The sequence below is a fragment of the Streptomyces sp. AMJ-169 genome (genome assembly GCF_055597585.1).
Map to the genome: position 1 here is coordinate 346,590 of NZ_JBVLTJ010000008.1, position 18,456 is coordinate 365,045.

The following is an 18,456-nucleotide window of genomic DNA, read 5'->3' on the forward strand; positions in this document are numbered from 1 at the left end:
AACCCCCATGGCCGCCACCGAAGACACGCTGCGCGACTACCTCAAGCGCGCGACGACCGACCTCGCGCGCACCCGCCGCAAGCTCGCCCAGATCCAGGAACGCGCCGACGAACCCATCGCGATCGTCGGCATGGCCTGCCGCTACCCCGGCGGCGTCGCCTCCCCGGACGACCTGTGGCGGCTCGTCGCCGACGGCGTGGACGCCACCGGGGACTTCCCCACCGACCGGGGCTGGGACCTGGACGCCCTGTTCGCCCCCGAGGGCCCGGCCACCAGCTACGTCCGGCGCGGCGGATTCGTCTACGACGCCGACCGGTTCGACGGCCCCTTCTTCGGTATCAGCCCCCGCGAGGCCCTCGGCATGAACCCGGCGCAGCGGCTCGCGCTGGAGACCGCGTGGGAGGCGCTGGAGCGGGCCGGACTCGACCCGGCGGCGCTGCGCGGCTCCGACACCGGCGTCTACCTGGGCGTCATGGACGACGAGTACGGCCCCCGCATGGACGAGCCCGGCGAGGCGGGCGGCCATGTCGCCACCGGCAACCAGGCCAGCGTGACGTCCGGCCGCATCTCCTACACCTTCGGCTTCCACGGCCCCGCCCTCTCCGTCGACACCGCCTGCTCCTCCTCCCTGGTCGCGCTGCACCTCGGCGTGGAGGCGCTGCGGCGCGGGGAGTGCTCGCTCGCCCTCGTCGGCGGCGTCACCTTCATGTCGGGGCCCGGCACGTTCGTCCAGTTCAGCCTCCAGGGCGGGCTCTCCCACGACGGCCGCTGCAAGTCGTTCGCGGCCTCCGCCGACGGCACCGGCTGGGGCGAGGGCGCCGGCATGCTCGTCGTCGAACGCCTCTCCGACGCCCGCCGCCTCGGCCACCGGGTCCTGGCCGTCGTCCGGGGCACCGCCGTCAACCAGGACGGCACCAGCAACGGGCTCACCGCGCCCAACGGGCCCGCGCAGGAGAAGGTGATCCGGCAGGCGCTGGCCGCCGCCGGGCTCTCCGCCGACGGCGTCGACGCGGTCGAGGCGCACGGCACCGGGACCGTCCTCGGCGACCCGCTGGAGGCCGCCGCGCTCATCGCGACCTACGGCCAAGAGCGGCCGCAGGAACGGCCGTTGCTGCTCGGCTCGCTCAAGTCGAACATCGGGCACACGCAGGCCGCCGCGGGTGTCGGCGGGGTCATCAAGATGGTCATGGCGATGCGCAACGGCCTCTTCCCCGCGAGCCTGCACCTCGACGAGGCGACACCGCACGTCGACTGGAGCGGCGGGGGAGTGGTCCCGCAGGCGACGGCCGTGCCCTGGCCGGACAGCGGGCGCGCCCGGCGCTCCGGCGTGTCCTCGTTCGGGATCAGCGGGACCAACGCGCACGTGATCCTGGAAGGGGTCGAGGAGGAGGAGCCGGCGCCCGAGGGCTCCTTCGAGCCCGCTCCCGCCCTCGCCTGGCCGCTCTCCGGCAAGGGCGAACCCGCGCTCGCCGGCCAGGCCGCCCGGCTGGCCGGGGCCGCCGTCGACGCGGACGGCGCCGACATCGCCGTCTCCCTCGCCGGCCGCGCCGCCTTCGAGCAGCGGGCCGTGGTCGTCGCCGCCGACGCGGCCGCCGCGCGGGCGCTGACCGAGGCCGTCGCGGCGGAGGACGACGCCGACGGGATCGTCCGCGGCAACGCGCCCGCGGTACGGCGCCGGCCCGTGTTCGTGTTCCCCGGGCAGGGCGCCCAGTGGGCCGGCATGGGAGTTCAACTCCTCGACGAGTCACCGGTGTTCGCGGCGACGGTCGCCGAGTGCGAGGCCGCGCTGGCGCCGTACGTCGACTGGTCGCTGACCGAGGTGCTGCGGGCCGGCGCCGACGCCGGGTGGCTGGAGCGGGTGGACGTCGTACAGCCCGTGTCCTTCGCCGTGATGGTCGCGCTGGCCCGGGTGTGGGAGGCGGCCGGGGTGGCGCCGGCCGGGGTGGTCGGGCACTCGCAGGGGGAGATCGCCGCCGCGTGCGTCGCCGGGATCCTGCCGCTGGAGCAGGCCGCGCGCGTGGTCGCCTTACGCTCGCGGGCCATCACCGCGCTCGCCGGGCAGGGCGGCATGGTCTCAGTGCCGCTGCCCGTGGACCGCGTCACCGGACTCATCGCCCCCTGGGCGGGCCGGATCGAGATCGCCGCCGTCAACGGGCCCGCCCTGACCGTCGTCAGCGGCGACGCGGAGGCCGTCGAAGAACTCCTCGCCGCCAGCCCCGACGCCCGCCGCATCCCCGTCGACTACGCCTCGCACTCCCACCACGTCGAGCGCATCGAAGGCGAACTCGCCGTACTGCTGGCCGAGTTGACGCCACAGAAGGGCCGCGTCCCGCTGTACTCGTCCGTCACCGGCGAGGACACGACCGTCACCGCGACCGACGGCGCCTACTGGTACCGCAACCTGCGCGGCACCGTCCGCTTCGAGTCCGCGCTGCGCGCCGCGCTCACCGCCGGGCACGACGCGTTCATCGAGATCAGCCCGCACCCCGTGGTCACCGTCGGCGTCACCCAGACCGTCGAGGACTCCGGCGCCGCCGTCGCCACCACCCTCCGCCGCGAGCAGGGCAGTTGGGCCCGGATGCTCACCGCCTTCGCCGAGGCGTGGGTCCAGGGCGTCCCCGTCGACTGGGCCGCCCTGCACCCCACGGGCCGCCGTGTCCCGCTCCCGACGTACGCCTTCCAGCACACCCGCTACTGGCTGACCCGCGAACCCTCGGGCGCCCCCGCCCAGTTGACCAGTGCGGGCCTCGAAGGCACCGGGCACGCGCTGCTCAGCGCCGCCGCGCCGATCGCGGACACCGGGCAGTGGCTCCTCACCGGCCGCCTCTCCCTGCGCACCCACCCCTGGCTCGCCGACCACGCCGTCGAGGGCCGCGTCCTGCTGCCCGGCACCGCCTTCACCGAACTCGCCGTCACCGCAGGCGACTTGGCGGGCTGCCCGACCGTCGACGACCTCACCCTGCACACCCCGCTCACCCTCACCGAGGGCGAGGCGGTCCGCCTCCAGGTGTGGGTCGAGACACCGGGCGAGGACGGCCGCCGCGCCCTGACCGTCTCCTCGTCCCCCGACACCGGCTCGACCTGGACCCGCCACGCCTCCGGCACCCTGACCCCGGCCCAGGCCCCCACCCCGGACCCCCTCACCCTCTGGCCCCCGAAGGCCGACCCGATCCCCGTCGACGGCCTGTACGCCACCCTCGCCGCCGCGGGCTACGGCTACGGCCCTGCCTTCCAGGGCCTGCACGCCGTCTGGCACGCCGGGGACGACCTGTACGCGGAGGTCGCCCTCCCCGACGAACACGCCGACAGCACAGGGGAGTTCGGCCTCCACCCGGCCCTCCTGGACGCGGCCCTGCACACCCTGCGCGCCGCCGACTGGTTCCCCTCCGGCGCCCCCCTGCTGCCCTTCCACTGGTCCGGCGTCCGCCTCCACGCGAGCGGCGCGACCCGGCTGCGGGTCCGGCTGCGCCGCGCCGGGAGCGGCGAGGTGGAACTCCTCGCCGCCGACCCGGCCGGCGCCCCCGTCGTCACCGTCGACGCCCTCACCCTCCGCGAGGCGACCGCGACGGCACAGGCGGCCCACGTCGAGCACCTCTACGAGGTGAGGTGGACGCCCGTCGAGGCAGCCGCCGGGCAGCCGGCGCAGGACGTGACCGTCGTGCCCTGCGCCACCGTCCAAGAAGCCCTCGCCGCAGTCCAGTCGGACGACCCGCAGATCGCGATCGTCACCCGGGGAGCGGTCACCACCGCCCCCGCCGACCGACCCCCGGCTCCCGAACTGGCCGCCGTCTGGGGCCTGATCCGCTCGGCCCAGTCCGAACAGCCGGACCGCTTCGTCCTCGTGGACGCCGACACCGACACCCACGACGCGGCGGTGATCGCCGCACTGGCCTCGGGTGAACCGCAACTCGCCTACCGCGCAGGCACGTTGTACGCACCCCGGCTGGTCCCCGCGACCCCGGCCCTGCAACTGCCGCCGTCCCCCGCCTGGAAGCTCACCGCCACCACTACCGGCACCCTCGACAGCCTCGCGCTCACCCCCTACGAGGAAGCCCTGCGCCCCCTCGCCCCCGGCGAGGTCCGCATCGGCATCCGCGCGACCGGCGTCAACTTCCGTGACGTCCTCATCACCCTCGACATGGTCGAGAAGGGCGCCGGACTCGGCTACGAGGCCGCCGGCGAGATCCTGGAGACCGGCCCCGGCGTCACCGGACTCACCGTCGGCGACCGGGTCACGGCCATGGTCGAGGGCGACGGCTACGGCCCGGTGTCCATCACCGACCAGCACAACGTGGCCCGCATCCCCGGCAGTTGGACCTACGCCGACGGCGCGTCGATCCCGGTCGCCTGGCTCACCGCCTCCTACGGCCTCATCGACCTCGCCGCGCTGAAGGCGGGGGAGAAGGTGCTCATCCACGCCGCAGCGGGCGGTGTGGGCATGGCGGCGGTGCAGATCGCGCGGCATCTCGGCGCCGAGGTGTTCGGCACGGCGAGCCCCGGGAAGTGGGACACGCTGCGTGAACTGGGCCTGGACGAGGCCCATATCGCGAACTCGCGTGACCTGGACTTCGAGTCGAAGTTCCCGCGTATGGACGTCGTACTCGACTCCCTGGCAGGGGAGTTCGTGGACGCCTCGCTCCGACTGCTCGCCGACGGCGGGCGGTTCGTCGAGATGGGCAAGACCGACATCCGTGACGCCGACGAGGTCGTGGCCCGGCACCCCGGCACCTCCTACCGCGCCTTCGACCTGCGCGAGGCGGGCCCCGAGCGGACCCGGCAGATGCTGACCGAGGTCCTGGACCTCTTCGAGACCGGCGCCTACACCCTCCTCCCGATCACCACCTGGGACGTCCGCCACGCCCCCGAAGCCCTGCGGTACGTCAGCCAGGCCCGCCACACCGGCAAGGTCGTCCTGACCGTCCCCCGCCCCCTGGACCCCGAAGGCACGGTCCTGATCACCGGCGCCACCGGCACCCTGGGCGGCCTCCTCGCCCGCCACCTCGTGACCGGGCACGGCGTACGCCGCCTGCTGCTCGTCGGCCGCAGGGGTGCCGCCGCCGAGGGCATGCCCGAACTCCGGGCGCAGCTCGAGGAGTTGGGGGCCTCGGAGGTCACCGTCGCCGCCTGCGACGTGGCCGACCGGGACGCCGTCGCCGCCCTCCTCGAAGAGCACCGCCTCTCCGCCGTCTTCCACGCGGCGGGCGTCCTCGACGACGGCGTCGTCCAACAGCTCACGCCCGAACGGCTGGAGAAGGTCCTGCGCCCCAAGTCGCAGGCCGCGCAGGTACTTCACGAGCTGACGGCGGGGCACGACCTCACCCACTTCGTGCTCTTCTCCTCCCTCGCCGGTGTCGTCGGCAACGCGGGACAGGCCAACTACGCCGCCGCGAACGCCGCGTTGGACGCCCTCGCCGAACAGCGCACCCGCGCCGGACTGCCGGCGGTGTCGCTGGCGTGGGGCCTGTGGGAGCAGGTCAGCGGGATGACCGGGCACCTCGGCGCCGCCGAGAAGGCCCGCCTCGCCGGCGGCGGCGCGCTGCCGATGTCCGACACCGAGGGGCTCGCGCTGCTCGACGCGGCACTGGCGTCCGGCGGCGCGGCGCTCGTCCCGGCCAAGCTCGACACCGCGCGCCTCGCCGCCCCGGTCCCGGCCCTGCTGCGCTCCCTGGTGCGCACCCCGGCCCGCCGCACCGCCGCGCGCGCCGCCGAGGCGGGCACCGGACTCGCCGACCGGCTCGCCGCGCTGCCCGAGGCCGACCGGGACGCCGAAGTCCTCGCCCTGGTACGGGAGGAGACCGCCCGCGTCCTCGGCCTCGCCGCCCCGGACGCCGTCGAGCCCGACCGCCCCCTGCGTGAACACGGCCTCGACTCCCTCCTGGCCGTCGAGCTGCGCAACCGCATCAGCACCCGCGTCGGCGCCAAGCTCCCGGCGACCCTCCTCTTCGACCACCCCACCCCGCAGCGCCTGGCGGCCCACCTGCTGACGACCGTCCTGGGCGCGCCCACGACCGCCAAGCCAACTTCCGTACAGAGCAAGGCAACTGACGAGCCGATAGCGATCGTCTCCATGGCCTGCCGGCTCCCCGGCGGGGTCGCCTCGCCCGAGGACCTGTGGCAGCTGGTCATGGACGGCCGCGACGCGGTGGGCCCCTTCCCGGCCGACCGCTGGGACGTGGCGGACCTCTACGACCCCGACCCGGAGGCCCTGGGCAAGTCGTACGCCCGCGAAGGCGGCTTCCTCGGCGACATCGGCTCCTTCGACGCCGGGTTCTTCGGGATCGCCCCGAAGGAGGCGGCGGCGATGGACCCGCAGCAGCGGCTGCTGCTGGAGACCACCTGGGAGGCGCTGGAGCGGGCGGGCATCGTCCCGGCCGACCTCGCGGGCAGCACGACGGGCGTCTACGTGGGCCTCTTCGACAGCGGCTACCACAACGACTCCGGTCTCGACCGGATGGACGGGTACGTCACCACCGGCTCGGCGGTCAGCGTCGCCTCCGGGCGGCTCGCCTACGCGCTCGGCCTCAACGGGCCCGCGATGTCCGTCGACACGGCCTGCTCGTCGTCGCTGGTCGCGCTGCACCTCGCGGTGCAGGCGCTGCGCGCGGGCGAGTGCGACCTCGCGCTGACCGGCGGCGTCACCCTCATGGTCACGCCCCGCATGTTCGTCGAGTTCAGCAGGTTGCGCGGGGTCTCCGAGACCGGCCGCTGCCGCTCCTTCTCCGACGGCGCCGACGGCGCGATCTGGGCCGAGGGCGTCGGGATGGTCGTCCTCAAGCGGCTCAGCGACGCGCGGCGGGACGGGGACGAGGTGCTGGCCGTCGTGCGCGGCACCGCCGTCAACCAGGACGGGCGCAGCCAGGGGCTCAGCGCCCCCAACGGGCCCGCGCAGGAGGAGGTCATCCGGCGGGCGCTCGCCAGGTCCGGGCTCGGGCCCGCCGACATCGACGCCCTGGAGGCGCACGGCACCGGCACGAAGCTCGGCGACCCCATCGAGGCGAACGCGCTCGCGGCCGTCTTCGGCGCCAGCCGCCCCGACGGGCGGCCCCTGCGGCTCGGCTCGCTGAAGTCCAACATCGGCCACGCGCAAGCCGCTTCGGGCGTCGCGGGCCTCATCAAGGTCGTCCAGTCGCTGCGGCACGAGACCCTGCCGCGCACCCTGCACGCCGCCGAGCCGAGCCGCCACGTCGAGTGGGACGGCAGCGGACTCGCCCTCCTCCAGGACCACCAGCCGTGGCCCGCCACCCCGGAGCGGGTGCGCCGGGCCGGCATCAGCTCCTTCGGGATCAGCGGGACGAACGTCCACGCCGTCATCGAAGAGGCGCCGGCCGTCGAACCGGCCGCCGAAGTCCCTTCAGGGCCCGGCCTGTTCACCCTCTCGGGCCGCACCCCGGACGCCGTCCGCACCCTGGCCGGACGGCTCGCCGAAACCGTCACCGGAGGCGCAGAACTCCCCGCGCTCGCCCACAACCTGGCCCGCCACCGCACCCACTTCGACCGGCGCACGGCCGTGGTGGCGGACGGCCGGGACCAACTCCTGGGCGCCCTTGAGGCGTTGGCGTCCGGCGACACCCCGCTGCCCTCGGCCGACGCCCCGGCGGGCAAGGTGGCCTTCGTGTTCCCCGGCCACGGCGGCCAATGGCCCGGCACGGGGCTTGAGTTGGCATCGAGGTCCGCCGCGTTCGGCGCGGAGCTGGACCGCATCGACGAAGCCGTCCGGCGGATCGCGGGCTGGTCGGTCACCGACGCCCTCAGGGGCGAGGAGTTCGGGCGCACCGAGATCCTCCAGCCGGTCCTGTTCGCCCTCAACGCGGCCCTCGCGGCGGCCTGGCGCGCCCTCGGCGTCCACCCCGACGCGGTGCTGGGCCACAGCCTCGGCGAGATCGCGGCGGCCTACGTGTCCGGCGCCCTGCCGCTCGACGCGGCCGTCACCGTCGTCACCCGCCGCGCCAGCGCCGTCGTCCCCGTCGAGCACCAGGGCGGCATGCTCGCCGTCGAGCTGCCCGAGGCCGAGGTGCGCGCACTGCTCACGCCCGGTCTCTTCATCGGGGCCGTCAACAGCGCGAACTCCACGGCGGTCTCCGGAACCTCGGACGAACTGGCCGCGCTCCGGCGCGAGTTGGACGGCCGCGACATCCGCACCCGCGAGCTGTCGACGCCGTTCGCCTCGCACACCCCGCTCATGGAAGCCGTCCGCGAGCCGTTCCTGAACGGCCTCGACGGACTCACGCCGACGGGGGAGAAGGTCCCGTTCTACTCGGCCGTCACCGGCGCCCAGGAACCCGGCGAACTCCTCGACCCCGCCTACTGGTTCGCCAACCTGGCCGAGCCGGTCCGGTTCGCGGACGCCGTACGGCGCATGCTCGACGACGGCTACCGCTGGTTCGTCGAACTCAGCCCGCACCCCTCGCTGGCCGCGTCGGTCGAGGCCGTCGCCGCCGAGGCCGGCGTCCGCGTCGCGACCGTCGGCTCCCTCCGCCGCGACCAGCCCGAACTGCTGCCCAGCGCCGCCAAGTTGTACACCGCCGGATACGACCCCGACTGGCGGGACCCGTTCCCGGCCGGCCGGCGCACCGCGCTGCCCACCTACCCCTTCGCCCGCGAACGCCACTGGGTGACGGCGGCCCCGGCGACCCGCGCGGGCGCAACTCCCTTGGTGGAGACGCATGTCGAGCCGAGCGACGAGCCCGGCCGGCACGTCTTCGAGACCCGGGTCGACCTGCGCGACCCCCGCTTCGCCTACCTCGCCGACCACCGCGTCTCCGGCGAGGTCTGGCTGCCCGGCGCCGCCTTCCTGGAAATGGCCTTCGAAGCGGCCTCCCGCCTGCGCGACGGCGAACTCCGGCTCGCGGACGTCCAGTTCCTGCAACCCCTGCGGCTGACCGAACAGACCCCCGTGGACGTGCAGCTGGTCCTGCGCGCGGACGGCTTCACCATCGCCTCCCGCACCCAGGGCGCCCCGTGGGAGATCCACGCCACCGGCCGCATCGCCGGCCAGGACACCCCGTTCACCGCAGACGACACCCCGCTCGGCGAACTCCGCGCCCGCTGCACCACCGAAGTCCCGTCCGTGTACGCCGACTTCACCGCCGCCGGCATCGACTACGGGCCCGCCTTCCGGGGCCTGGCCGAAGGCTGGTCGGGCCCCGGCGCCTCCCTGGGCCGGCTGACCGGACGCCCGCACGCCGGGCACCTGATCCACCCGGCCGTCCTCGACGCCGCCTTCCACGCGGCGGCCCTCCCGGACGAGGTCCCCTCGGGGCGCCCGTTCGTCCCGGCCGCAGTCGGCGCCCTGCGCTTCACCGGCCGCCGCACCGCGCCGAGTTGGACGGCCTGCCGGCTGCGCTCCGCCTCCGCCGACCGGCTGACGCTGGACATCCGGCTGCTCGACGAGGACGGCCGGCCCGTCCTGGAGATCGAGGGCTTCGAACTCGCCGCCCTCTCCGCCCAGGACCGCTCCCTCATGGAGGTCCGCTGGCAGCCGCGCCCCGCACCGCAGGAACCCCCGCGCAAGGGAAGCTGGCTGATCCTCGCGGACAGCAAGGGAGTCGGCGCCCAGCTGGCCGAACGGCTCGGCGACACGCCCTACGTACTCGCCCGCAGCGGCGGCGAGTTCACGGCGGACGCCCCCGGCCGCTACACCCTCGACCCGGCCGACCCCGCCCACCTCTCCCGCCTCCTCGACGAAGCCTTCCCCGGTGAACTCCCGGCGACCGTCGTGCAGTTGACGGCCCTGGACGCCCCCGCGATCGACTCCGCCGGCACGGCGGACGAGGCCGCGCGCCTGGGCTGCCTCAGCACCCTGCACCTGGTAAGGACGCTGACCGAGCACCGGGGTAAGCCGGGGCGCGGGGGCAAGCCGGGGCGCGGAGGCAAGGCCCCCCGGCTCTTCCTCGTCACCCGTGCCTCCCAGCCCGCCGACGAGACCGGCGTGGCCCACCCCGCACAGGCCCTCGCCTGGGGCTTCGGCCTCACCGTCGCCCAGGAGCACCCCGAGCTGACGGCCACCCTCGTCGACCTCCCCGCCGACGGCGGCACCGACGCCCTGTGGATCCAGCTCCGCCACGCCGACGCCGAACCCCTCGTCGCCCTGCGCGAATCGGGCCGCCTGGTACCGAGGCTCGCCCGCGCCCAGGTCACCGAGAACGCCGAACTCACCACCGACGGCGTCCACTTGATCACCGGCGGGCTCGGCGGACTCGGCCGCGTCGTCGCCGAACGGCTCGCCGCCCGGGGCGTCCGCAAGCTCGCCCTGCTCGGCCGCGGCGCCCCCGCCCCGGACGCCGTCCGCTGGGCCGACGCGCTGCGCGAACAGGGCGTCGAGATCACCCTGGCCCGCGCCGACGTCACCGACCGCGCGAGCCTCACCGCCGCCCTGGCCGTCGTACACACCCAACTGGGCGGTGAGATCACCGGAGTTGTACACGCCGCCGGGGTGCTCGACGATGCCACGCTCGGGAATCTGAGCGAGGAGCGGGTGCGGCGGGTGCTGGCGCCCAAGGTGCTCGGGACCGTGCTGCTCGCCGAACTCACCCCCCAGGCACGGAGTTTCGTACTGTTCTCCTCCGTGGCCGGGCTCTTCGGGTCCGCCGGGCAGGCGCCCTACACGGCCGCCAACGCCTTCCTCGACGCCTGGGCCCACCACGTGGAGCGGCCCGCGCTCAGCCTGGACTGGGGAGCCTGGGACGAGGCCGGCATGGCCGCCGCGACCGGCGGACGCACCGCTTCGGCGGGCCGGCGCGCGCTCGTCGGACTCAGCCCGCAGGACGGCGGCGCCCTCTTCGACCGCGCCCTGACCAGCGGCGCACGCCAACTGGTCCCGGCCGCCCTCGACTGGCCGGCGCTCGCCCTGCACCCGGAGACCGCCCGCGCCCTGCCCCTCCTCGGCGACCTGGTCACCACCCCGGACAGCGCCCCCACCGACCTGGTCGACCGCATCCTGGCCGCGCCGACCGGGGAACTGCTGGAGTCCTACGTCCGCACCAAGGTCGCCGAGGTCACCGGCGGCCGGGTCACTGACCTCGCGCCGACCACCTCCCTCAAGGAACTCGGCCTGGACTCCCTGATGATCGTCCAGCTGCGCAACGCCTTCAGCCGCGACCTCTCCGTCGACCTCACCGCCTCGGCGGTCTTCGCGGCGGCCGATGTCCGGGGCCTGGCAGCGGACTTGGGGACGGCCCTCGCGGACGGCACGGCGACCTCGGCCCGGCCGGCCGAGGAACCCGAAGGGGAGGTCCCGGACACCGAGGTCTTCCCCGCGACCCGGGACGTCGTACGCCTGCTGCGCACCGCCCAGCAGGGGGTACCCGGCGCCGCGCACGCCATCGGGCTCGCGCTGCGGCTGCCCGCGCCCGCCACGCGCGAGACGCTGACCGGGATCGTCGACCGGATCGCCGCCCGGCACGCGGCGCTGCGCACGGCCGTCGTCACCGAGGACCGCGCCCTGCGCGTCGACCGCGCCCTGCCCGCGCCGCTGCTGCGCTGGACCACGGCCCAGGCCGACGACCCCGGCACCGACGCCGCCGACCGGCTGCGCGAACTGCTGGAACCCGAGTTCGACCTCGCCGCGCCCTCGCTGTGGCGCTTCGAGCTGCTCGACTACGGCACCGGCGGCCAGATCCTGGTCTTCGGCGCCCACCACGCGGTCAGCGACCTCCAGTCGCTGCTGCTGGTGACCGGCGAACTCGACGCGGAACTCTCCGGCACCCGGCTGTCCGCCGAGGTCACCAACCGGGACGTCGCCCAGCTGCTGCGCTCCCAGGACACCGGGCCCGCCAAGGCCGACGCCGACGCCGACTGGAGCGCCGCCTTCGACGGGGTCCAGCGCCTCGACCTCACCCTCGCCGCCCCGCGCCCCGAGCGGCGGACGTACCGCGCGGGCAGCGTCACCCTCCCCGTGCCCGGCGACCTCATGGACCGGGTCACCGCGCGGGCGAGCAGCCTCGCGATCACCCCGGCCGCGTTCTGCCTGGGCACGCTCACCGTCCTGCTGGCCCGCAGGCGCGAGCGCGAGCGGTTCGTGCTCGCGGTGCCCGTCGACACCCGCATCCACGTCGACGCGCCCGGCGCCCTCGGATTCTTCGGCGTCCCCGTGCCCTTCCCCGTCGAGGCACGCCCCGCCGAACGCGTCGAGGACGTGCTGCGCCGCACCGACGGCCGGCTGGAGAAGGTCCTGGAGAAGGGCGCCATGTTCTCCGACACCCTCGCCGAACTCGCCGCGCAGGGCCTGTACCGGACCAACGCCCCCATGGTGGAGGTCTACTTCAACTACGTCCGCAGCGCGCCCCCGGCCGGCGGCGTGGACGTCCTGCCCGCCGGGACCGGCTACTCCGACCTCGACCTGATGATCACCTTCACCCCGGACGCGGGACGGATCCGGCTGGACTACAACTCGGACATCCTCGACGCGGCCAACACCGCCGAGCTGGGCGAGGAGTTCCTGGCACTGCTGGAGGAGAACGCCGCGCGGCCTGGGGAGTCGGTGCGAGCCGAGAGTGAACTGGCTGCGGATCAGGGCGAACCAGCTATGGCTCAGGGCGAATCGGCGCCCGCTGCACAGCCGTTGACGCCGGTGCGCCCCACCCTCGCCCTCGCCGCCACCTTCGCCCTCGGCGACCTCCCCCTCCTCTGCGAAGCCGCCCTCGACGACACCATGACGATCGCCGAGGCCCCCTACCACCAGGTCATGGCCGCCCTCAAGGACCCCTCGGGCCCCCTGCACGCCCCGGACACCGCCCTCGGCGTCATCCTGCTGCGCGCCGCCGACCTGGAGCGGTTCGGCCCGGTCGACGACAAGCTGCTGGCCGAACTGCGCGCCGAATACCCGGCAGCGGTAAGGGAGTTGGCGCAGCGCACCGGCAAGCCGCTGCTCGTCGGCATCGCCCCCACCGCAACCGCGGACGAGCGGCTGCTGAGCTGGGAGACGGAGGTCGCCGCCGAACTCGACGGCACCCCCGGCGTCGCGGTCCTGCGCCCGGCGGACTGGACCCGGGACCACCAGGTCGAGGACGTCTTCGACGCCGGCACCGAAGAGCTGGCCCACCTGCCCTTCACCCCCGAGTTCCAGGCGGCCGTCGCCCTCACCCTGGCCGCCACCGTGACCGCCGTACGACGCCCCGCGCCGAAGGTGATCGCCGTCGACGGCGACGAGACCCTGTGGGGCGGAGTCGCCGGCGAGGCGGGCCCGGAGGCCGTCGAACTCACCGGAGTGCGGGCGCAGTTGGCCCGGCGGCTGCTCCAGTGGCGGGAGGCGGGCGCGCTGCTCGCGCTCGTCAGCAACAACGACGAGGCGACCGTACGCGCCGTCCTCGACCGGCCCGACAGCCTGCTGAAGGCCGAGCACTTCAGTGTGCTCTCGGCCGAGTGGGGGCCGAAGCACCAGCGGATCGCGGCGGCGGCCTCGCAGTTGAACCTCGGCGTGGACAGCTTCGTCTTCCTCGACGACAACCCGGCCGAGATCGCCAAGATGCGCGCCGCGCTGCCGCAGGTCGACTCCGTGCAGTGCCCGCCCGCCGGTGAACTCGCCGCGTTCCTGGGCCGGTTGTGGCCCCTCGTGCCGGTGGCGGCGACCGCCGAGGACCGGTTGCGGGCCCGTTTCTACGAGCAGGAGCGCGAGCGGGACGCCGTCCGTGCCCAGGCCGGGTTCGAGGAGTTCCTGGCGAGCCTGGGCCTGGAGGTGGAGATCCGTCCCGTCGGCGACGAGGACGCGGCGCGCGCCGCCCAACTCGTGCGCCGCACCAACCAGTTCACGCTGCGCGCCCGCTCGGCCGACGGGCGGGACCTGGAGCGCTGGCGGGAGCGCGGCGAGGTGTGGACGGCCGCCGCGCGCGACCGGTTCGGCGACTACGGCCAGATCGGACTCCTCGCGGTCCGTGCCGAGGCAGGCCAACTCGACGTCCTGGCCTGGGCGATGAGCTGCCGCGCCCTCGGCCGGGGCGTCGAGGAACGCCTCCTCGCCTGGCTCGCCGACCGCGCCGAGCAACTGGGCTGCACGGAAGTCCGCTTCACCGCCGAGCGCACCCCGCGCAACGTCCCGGCCCGCCGCCTGATCGCCGCCCTCGGCGGCACCGACCCGGAGACGGACCACCTGGAGACCGTCACCACTCCCGAACGGCTGAGGGAGTTTCGCTCCTGGCAGTCCTGACCTGACGACGGGGCCGGATCCGCCTGGAGAGGCAGATCCGGCCCTGTCCTGCTGCTACGCGTCGAGGAATCTCGACAGCACATCCGCCTCCGCCCGCAGCCGCTCGGCCCGCCCGGCGTGCGCGGGCGACGTCAACTGGGCGGCGGCGTCGAGCCGTTCGGCGACCTCCGCCCGTACGATCGCCACGACCTCGTCCTCGCCCAGCTCCCGCCGCCGCGCCTCGGTGGCGCCCGCCCCCACCGGCGACGCCTCCAGCGCCACCCCGCGCAGCGCCTGCGCGTCGACCGGCACCGCCTCCGCGTTGTCGAGCACCCCGAGCGTGGCCCGCAGCGCGCTCACCGCGTCCTTGTCACGGGCCCGCAGGGCATCGGGCAGGGCTGCACGCATACGGAGACGAAGAGACATGCGGTGATCTTAGGACGCGAGACTCCGCCAGAACACCAGATTATGTTCGGCCCCGAAACTCCGGCTCGCCTTCGAACAGGCCGCCGGCGGCGCCCCCGACGCGGGCGAGGTGTCGCACGCGCTCAGCGACATCAGCGCCCCGCCCCCGTACCGGGGCCACTGAGGAGTCGCCGCCCCGTTCGGATCGCCGACCGCCGCGAACCGCCCCCAGAACGTGATCATCTGCCGCGACAGCTCCAACTGGTCGTCGCTGTACGGCAGCGTCTGCCCCAGGTAGTCCCACAGATACCCGAGGTCGTCGACATGGATCGCCCCGCCGAACGGGAACTCCCGCAGTTGCGGCCGGCGTTGCTGGATCAGGTAGACGGACGTGAAGTGCGGGGTGGCGCGCTCGGCGAACTCGTAGGCGTAGGTGGGCGTCCAGCGCGCGAACGCCGCCATCATCCGCTCGCGGGCGTACGAGGTGGAGTCGTTCTGGGCGGCCGTCCACGCCTCGCCGGGGGAGCCGTACGCGCTCAGCGGGTACGCGGTGAGCACCCGGCCGGCGTCCGTGCCGTACGCCGCGCGGATCTGCTCGCCGTACTGGGCGGCCGTCATGGGGGCGCCGTTGTAGTCGTAGCCCGCGAAGGTGTTCAGGCCGCGTTCGCTGTTCGTCTGGCCGATCAGCACCGGCATGCGGGCGAAGTCGCCTGCCTGGACGGCGGTTTGGGGGTCGGCCGGGAAGGCGGGGCCGCCGAAGGACGGCAGGACGTTCGCCTTCAGCTGGGCGGCGAGCAGGGCCGCGGCGGGGCGGGCGCGCAGACAGGCGAGGACGTCAGGGCCGGCGGCGCAGCCCGCCTCGCGGACGAACGCCGTGCTCTGGGCCTCGCCGGCCGCCGCCGGCTGGAGGGTGCAGCTGCCGCTCATCATCGCGGCGCGCGCGAACAGGCCCCGGGCGGCGGGGGAGGAGAGCTGCGCGCAGATCGAGTAGGCGCCCGCGGACTGGCCCGCGAGGGTCACGTTCCCCGGATCGCCCCCGAACCGGCCGATGTTGGACCGCACCCAGCGCAGCGCCGCCTGCTGGTCGAGCAGCCCGTAGTGCCCGGGCCCGGCCGCGCTCTCCGCCCGCAGCTGCGGCAGGTTCAGCCAACTGAGCGCGCCCAGGCGGTAGTTGACGGTGACGACGACCGTCCCGGTCTGCCGGACGAACCTCACCGGGTTCGTGTCCTGACCGGCCCCGCCGGTGAAGGCGCCGCCGTGCACCCACACCAGCACCGGCGCCTTCGGCCGGGCGCCGTCCGGGACGTACACGTTGAGGTCCAGGCAGTCCTCGGTGGTGACCGTCTTCTCGTAGCCCGGGTCCCAGCCGGTGTTCTGCGCGCACCGCTCCCCGAAGGACGTCGCGTCGCGTACGCCGGTCCAGCTCGCCGCCGGGCCCGGGGGTTTCCAGCGGGCGGCGCTCGCGTACGGGATGCCGAGCCAGGCGTCGTACCCGGCCCGGTCGATGCCTCTGAGCTTCCCGGCGGTGGTCTCCACCACGGTGGACGCCGGGCGGCCGGGCTCCTGCGCCGAGGCGCCGGGCAGCGCCCCGGGTAACGCCTGGGGGACGAGCAGACCCGCGGCCAGCAGGCCCACGGCGCTCAGTGCGATACCGATCGGTCTCGTGCGGCTCATCTCGCCCTGCTTCCTGCGGTAGCCGGTGTGATGACGAGTGGCCGAACGTAACGCCCTGGCGGGGGGCCAGCAATATCGAGAACAGGACTTCCTGTCTCCGCAGCCTCCTGGGCCCCTTGAGGCCCCCCCGATCGCTGGCGGACGCCCCCCGCATGGGTTTGACTGCGGACAGGGGCGACGGCGAAAGGACCCGGTATGGGCGGTGAGCACGCGCACGGTGTCACCGGCGACGCCGACCGCCGCCGGCTCGGCCTCGCGCTCGCGCTGATCCTCGCCTTCATGGCCGCCGAGGTCGTCGTCGGCGTCGCCGCCCGCTCCCTCGCCCTGCTCTCCGACGCGGCCCACATGCTCACCGACGCCGCCTCGATCGTCCTCGCCCTCCTCGCCGCGCGCCTCGCGGCCCGCCCGGCGCGCGGCGGCTACACCTACGGCCTCAAACGCGCCGAGATCCTCTCCGCCCAGGCCAACGGCCTCACCCTCCTCCTGCTGGGCGCCTGGCTCGGCTACGAGGCGGTGCGCCGGCTGCTCGCGCCCCCGGACGTCGAGGGCGGACTGATGCTCGCGACCGCGCTGGCCGGGATCGCCGTGAACCTCGCCGCCACCTGGCTGATCGCCCGGGCCAACCGCACCTCCCTCAACGTCGAGGGCGCCTACCAGCACATCCTGAACGACCTGTTCGCGTTCATCGGCACCGCCGTCGCCGCCCTGGTCGTCGTCCTCACCGGCTACGACCGCGCCGACCCCCTCGCCACCCTCGTGGTCGTCGCGCTCATGGCCAGGGCCGGGTACGGGCTGCTGCGCGAGTCCGGGCGGATCTTCCTGGAGGCCGCGCCCGCCGGTCTCGACCCGGACGCGGTCGGCGACGCGCTCGCGGCCCGCCCCGGCGTCGTCGAGGTGCACGACCTGCACATCTGGCAGATCACCTCCGGCCGGCCCGCGCTCTCCGCGCACGTCCTCGCCGACCCCGCCGCCGACTGCCACGCCGTCCGCCGCGACCTGGAACGGCTCCTGCGCGCCGGGCATGGCATCAGCCATACGACGCTCCAGGTCGACCACGTCCAGGACCAGGAAGAGGACGAGCACTGCGAGGACGCGCACGGGCCGGTGCACCGGGACGAGCCGCACGAGCACTGAGGAGGGGGTGTAGCCAGCTCCACCCCCGACTCGGGTGAACGCTCTCTCGTCCGGCCCGCCCGGACACGGGATCGTGGAACACAGAGCACGACAGAGCCCCCGCTCCCCGCCCCCCAGGAGTCCCCATGACCCGCCACCGCAAGTCCCCCTTCGCCGTCCTGAAGTCGTTCTTCGCGAACCTCGTCCTGTGGACGTCGTTCGTGGCCGGCCTCGCCGCCTCGATGGCCGCCGGAGCGGTGCTCGACGGCACGGCCAAGACGGCGGCCACCCTCGCCGGCGTCGCGGTGTCCCTGGTGGCCGGCTCCCGGATCGCGAAGAAGCCGAAGATCAAGGCGTTCCTGTCGACCCGGCCGGTCCTGTGGTTCCTGTTCCTCTTCAACGGCGCCGTCGCCGCCGTCTCCTACTTCACGATGGACGGCGCCAAGGGCATCGCCACGGCCGCCGCGATGGCCCTGGTCTCCCTGGGCGCGGCCGGCGGCCTGGTCGGCAAGTACCGCGAGCGCCCGGTCACCTCCTGACCCGCCGCCGCGCAGGTCGGCCGTTCCCGGGACGCCCACGACGTGTTCGCGCCAAGATAGGGCGACGCGGACCGGCTCCCGGGAGAGAGCGGATGGACTCAGGCAACGCGGACCCCGGCGGCTGGCGGACCCGGCTGGAGCGCACCGCCCGCGCCGAGCGGGCCCTGTACCACCGCCACCCATGGCTCCTGCGCACACCGCCGCGCGACCCCGCCCGCCGCGAGCCCGCCCTGAGCGTCCTGACCGCGACCGGACTGCCCCCGGCGGACCTCGCCCACGTCCTGGACCTGCTCGACGCCTACGTCCGGGGCGCCGCCGCCCGGGAGGCCGCGGACCCGGAGCGGCCGGAGGACGACCGGAGCTTCGAGTTCGGGCTGAAGCGGGTCCTCGACGGCATCGAGACCTTCGTCCGCGCCCGTCCGGCAGAGACCGGCGCCGCAGCCCCCTGCCCCCAGTGCGCAACCCCCGTCCCGCCCCCCGCGCCCACCGGCCGCCCCCGCACCTACTGCTCCAACGCCTGCCGCCAGCGCGCCTACCGGGCCCGGCGCACAGGGAGCGCCACCGCACCGCTCAACGCCCCAGGTCAGTGATGTGTCAACCACATCT

The 18,456-nt window shown here is 74.8% G+C and carries 6 protein-coding genes; 4 read left to right on the forward strand and 2 right to left on the reverse strand.

The genetic code is table 11. The features are described from left to right. Nucleotides 1-7 precede the first annotated feature (7 nt). A complete protein-coding gene (locus ACYUD3_RS21990) occupies nt 8-14,140 on the forward strand; it encodes an SDR family NAD(P)-dependent oxidoreductase (RefSeq protein WP_470972414.1) in 14,133 nt (4,710 codons plus the stop codon). 54 nt (nt 14,141-14,194) lie between these two features. On the opposite strand, the gene ACYUD3_RS21995 is transcribed toward ACYUD3_RS21990, so the two are convergent. Both ACYUD3_RS21995 and ACYUD3_RS22000 read right to left on the reverse strand, forming a co-directional pair. Continuing rightward, nucleotides 14,195-14,545, reverse strand: coding sequence for a GatB/YqeY domain-containing protein (locus tag ACYUD3_RS21995; RefSeq protein WP_470972416.1), 351 nt, complete (start codon nt 14,543-14,545; stop codon nt 14,195-14,197). 9 nt (nt 14,546-14,554) lie between these two features. Then, the gene (locus ACYUD3_RS22000; protein WP_470972418.1) at nt 14,555-16,198 is read right to left on the reverse strand and encodes a carboxylesterase/lipase family protein; all 1,644 of its coding nucleotides are present in this window, start codon (nt 16,196-16,198) and stop codon (nt 14,555-14,557) included. A 195-nt stretch (nt 16,199-16,393) separates the two neighbouring features. Between ACYUD3_RS22000 and ACYUD3_RS22005 the strand changes: the two genes are divergently transcribed. The 3 genes from ACYUD3_RS22005 to ACYUD3_RS22015 all read left to right on the forward strand — a co-directional run bounded on the left by ACYUD3_RS22005 (nt 16,394) and on the right by ACYUD3_RS22015 (nt 18,440). Next, nucleotides 16,394-17,332, forward strand: a complete 939-nt coding sequence (locus tag ACYUD3_RS22005) for a cation diffusion facilitator family transporter (protein WP_470972420.1) — start codon at nt 16,394-16,396, stop codon at nt 17,330-17,332. A gap of 125 nt (nt 17,333-17,457) precedes the next feature. Further along, nucleotides 17,458-17,850, forward strand: a complete 393-nt coding sequence (locus ACYUD3_RS22010) for a hypothetical protein (protein WP_470972422.1) — start codon at nt 17,458-17,460, stop codon at nt 17,848-17,850. A gap of 92 nt (nt 17,851-17,942) precedes the next feature. Further along, on the forward strand, nt 17,943-18,440 hold the full coding sequence (locus tag ACYUD3_RS22015; protein ID WP_470972424.1) for a TetR/AcrR family transcriptional regulator C-terminal domain-containing protein: 498 nt from the start codon (nt 17,943-17,945) through the stop codon (nt 18,438-18,440). The last annotated feature ends 16 nt before the right edge of the window (nt 18,441-18,456 follow it).

What these genes read in the sequence shown, in the direction of transcription:
- ACYUD3_RS22005 (WP_470972420.1), top strand. Translation starts at nt 16,394, where the DNA reads ATGGGCGGTGAGCACGCGCACGGTGTCACCGGCGACGCCGACCGCCGC.
- ACYUD3_RS21995 (WP_470972416.1), bottom strand. Translation starts at nt 14,545, where the DNA reads ATGTCTCTTCGTCTCCGTATGCGTGCAGCCCTGCCCGATGCCCTGCGG.
- ACYUD3_RS22000 (WP_470972418.1), bottom strand. Translation starts at nt 16,198, where the DNA reads ATGAGCCGCACGAGACCGATCGGTATCGCACTGAGCGCCGTGGGCCTG.
- ACYUD3_RS22010 (WP_470972422.1), top strand. Translation starts at nt 17,458, where the DNA reads ATGACCCGCCACCGCAAGTCCCCCTTCGCCGTCCTGAAGTCGTTCTTC.
- ACYUD3_RS22015 (WP_470972424.1), top strand. Translation starts at nt 17,943, where the DNA reads ATGGACTCAGGCAACGCGGACCCCGGCGGCTGGCGGACCCGGCTGGAG.
- ACYUD3_RS21990 (WP_470972414.1), top strand. Translation starts at nt 8, where the DNA reads ATGGCCGCCACCGAAGACACGCTGCGCGACTACCTCAAGCGCGCGACG.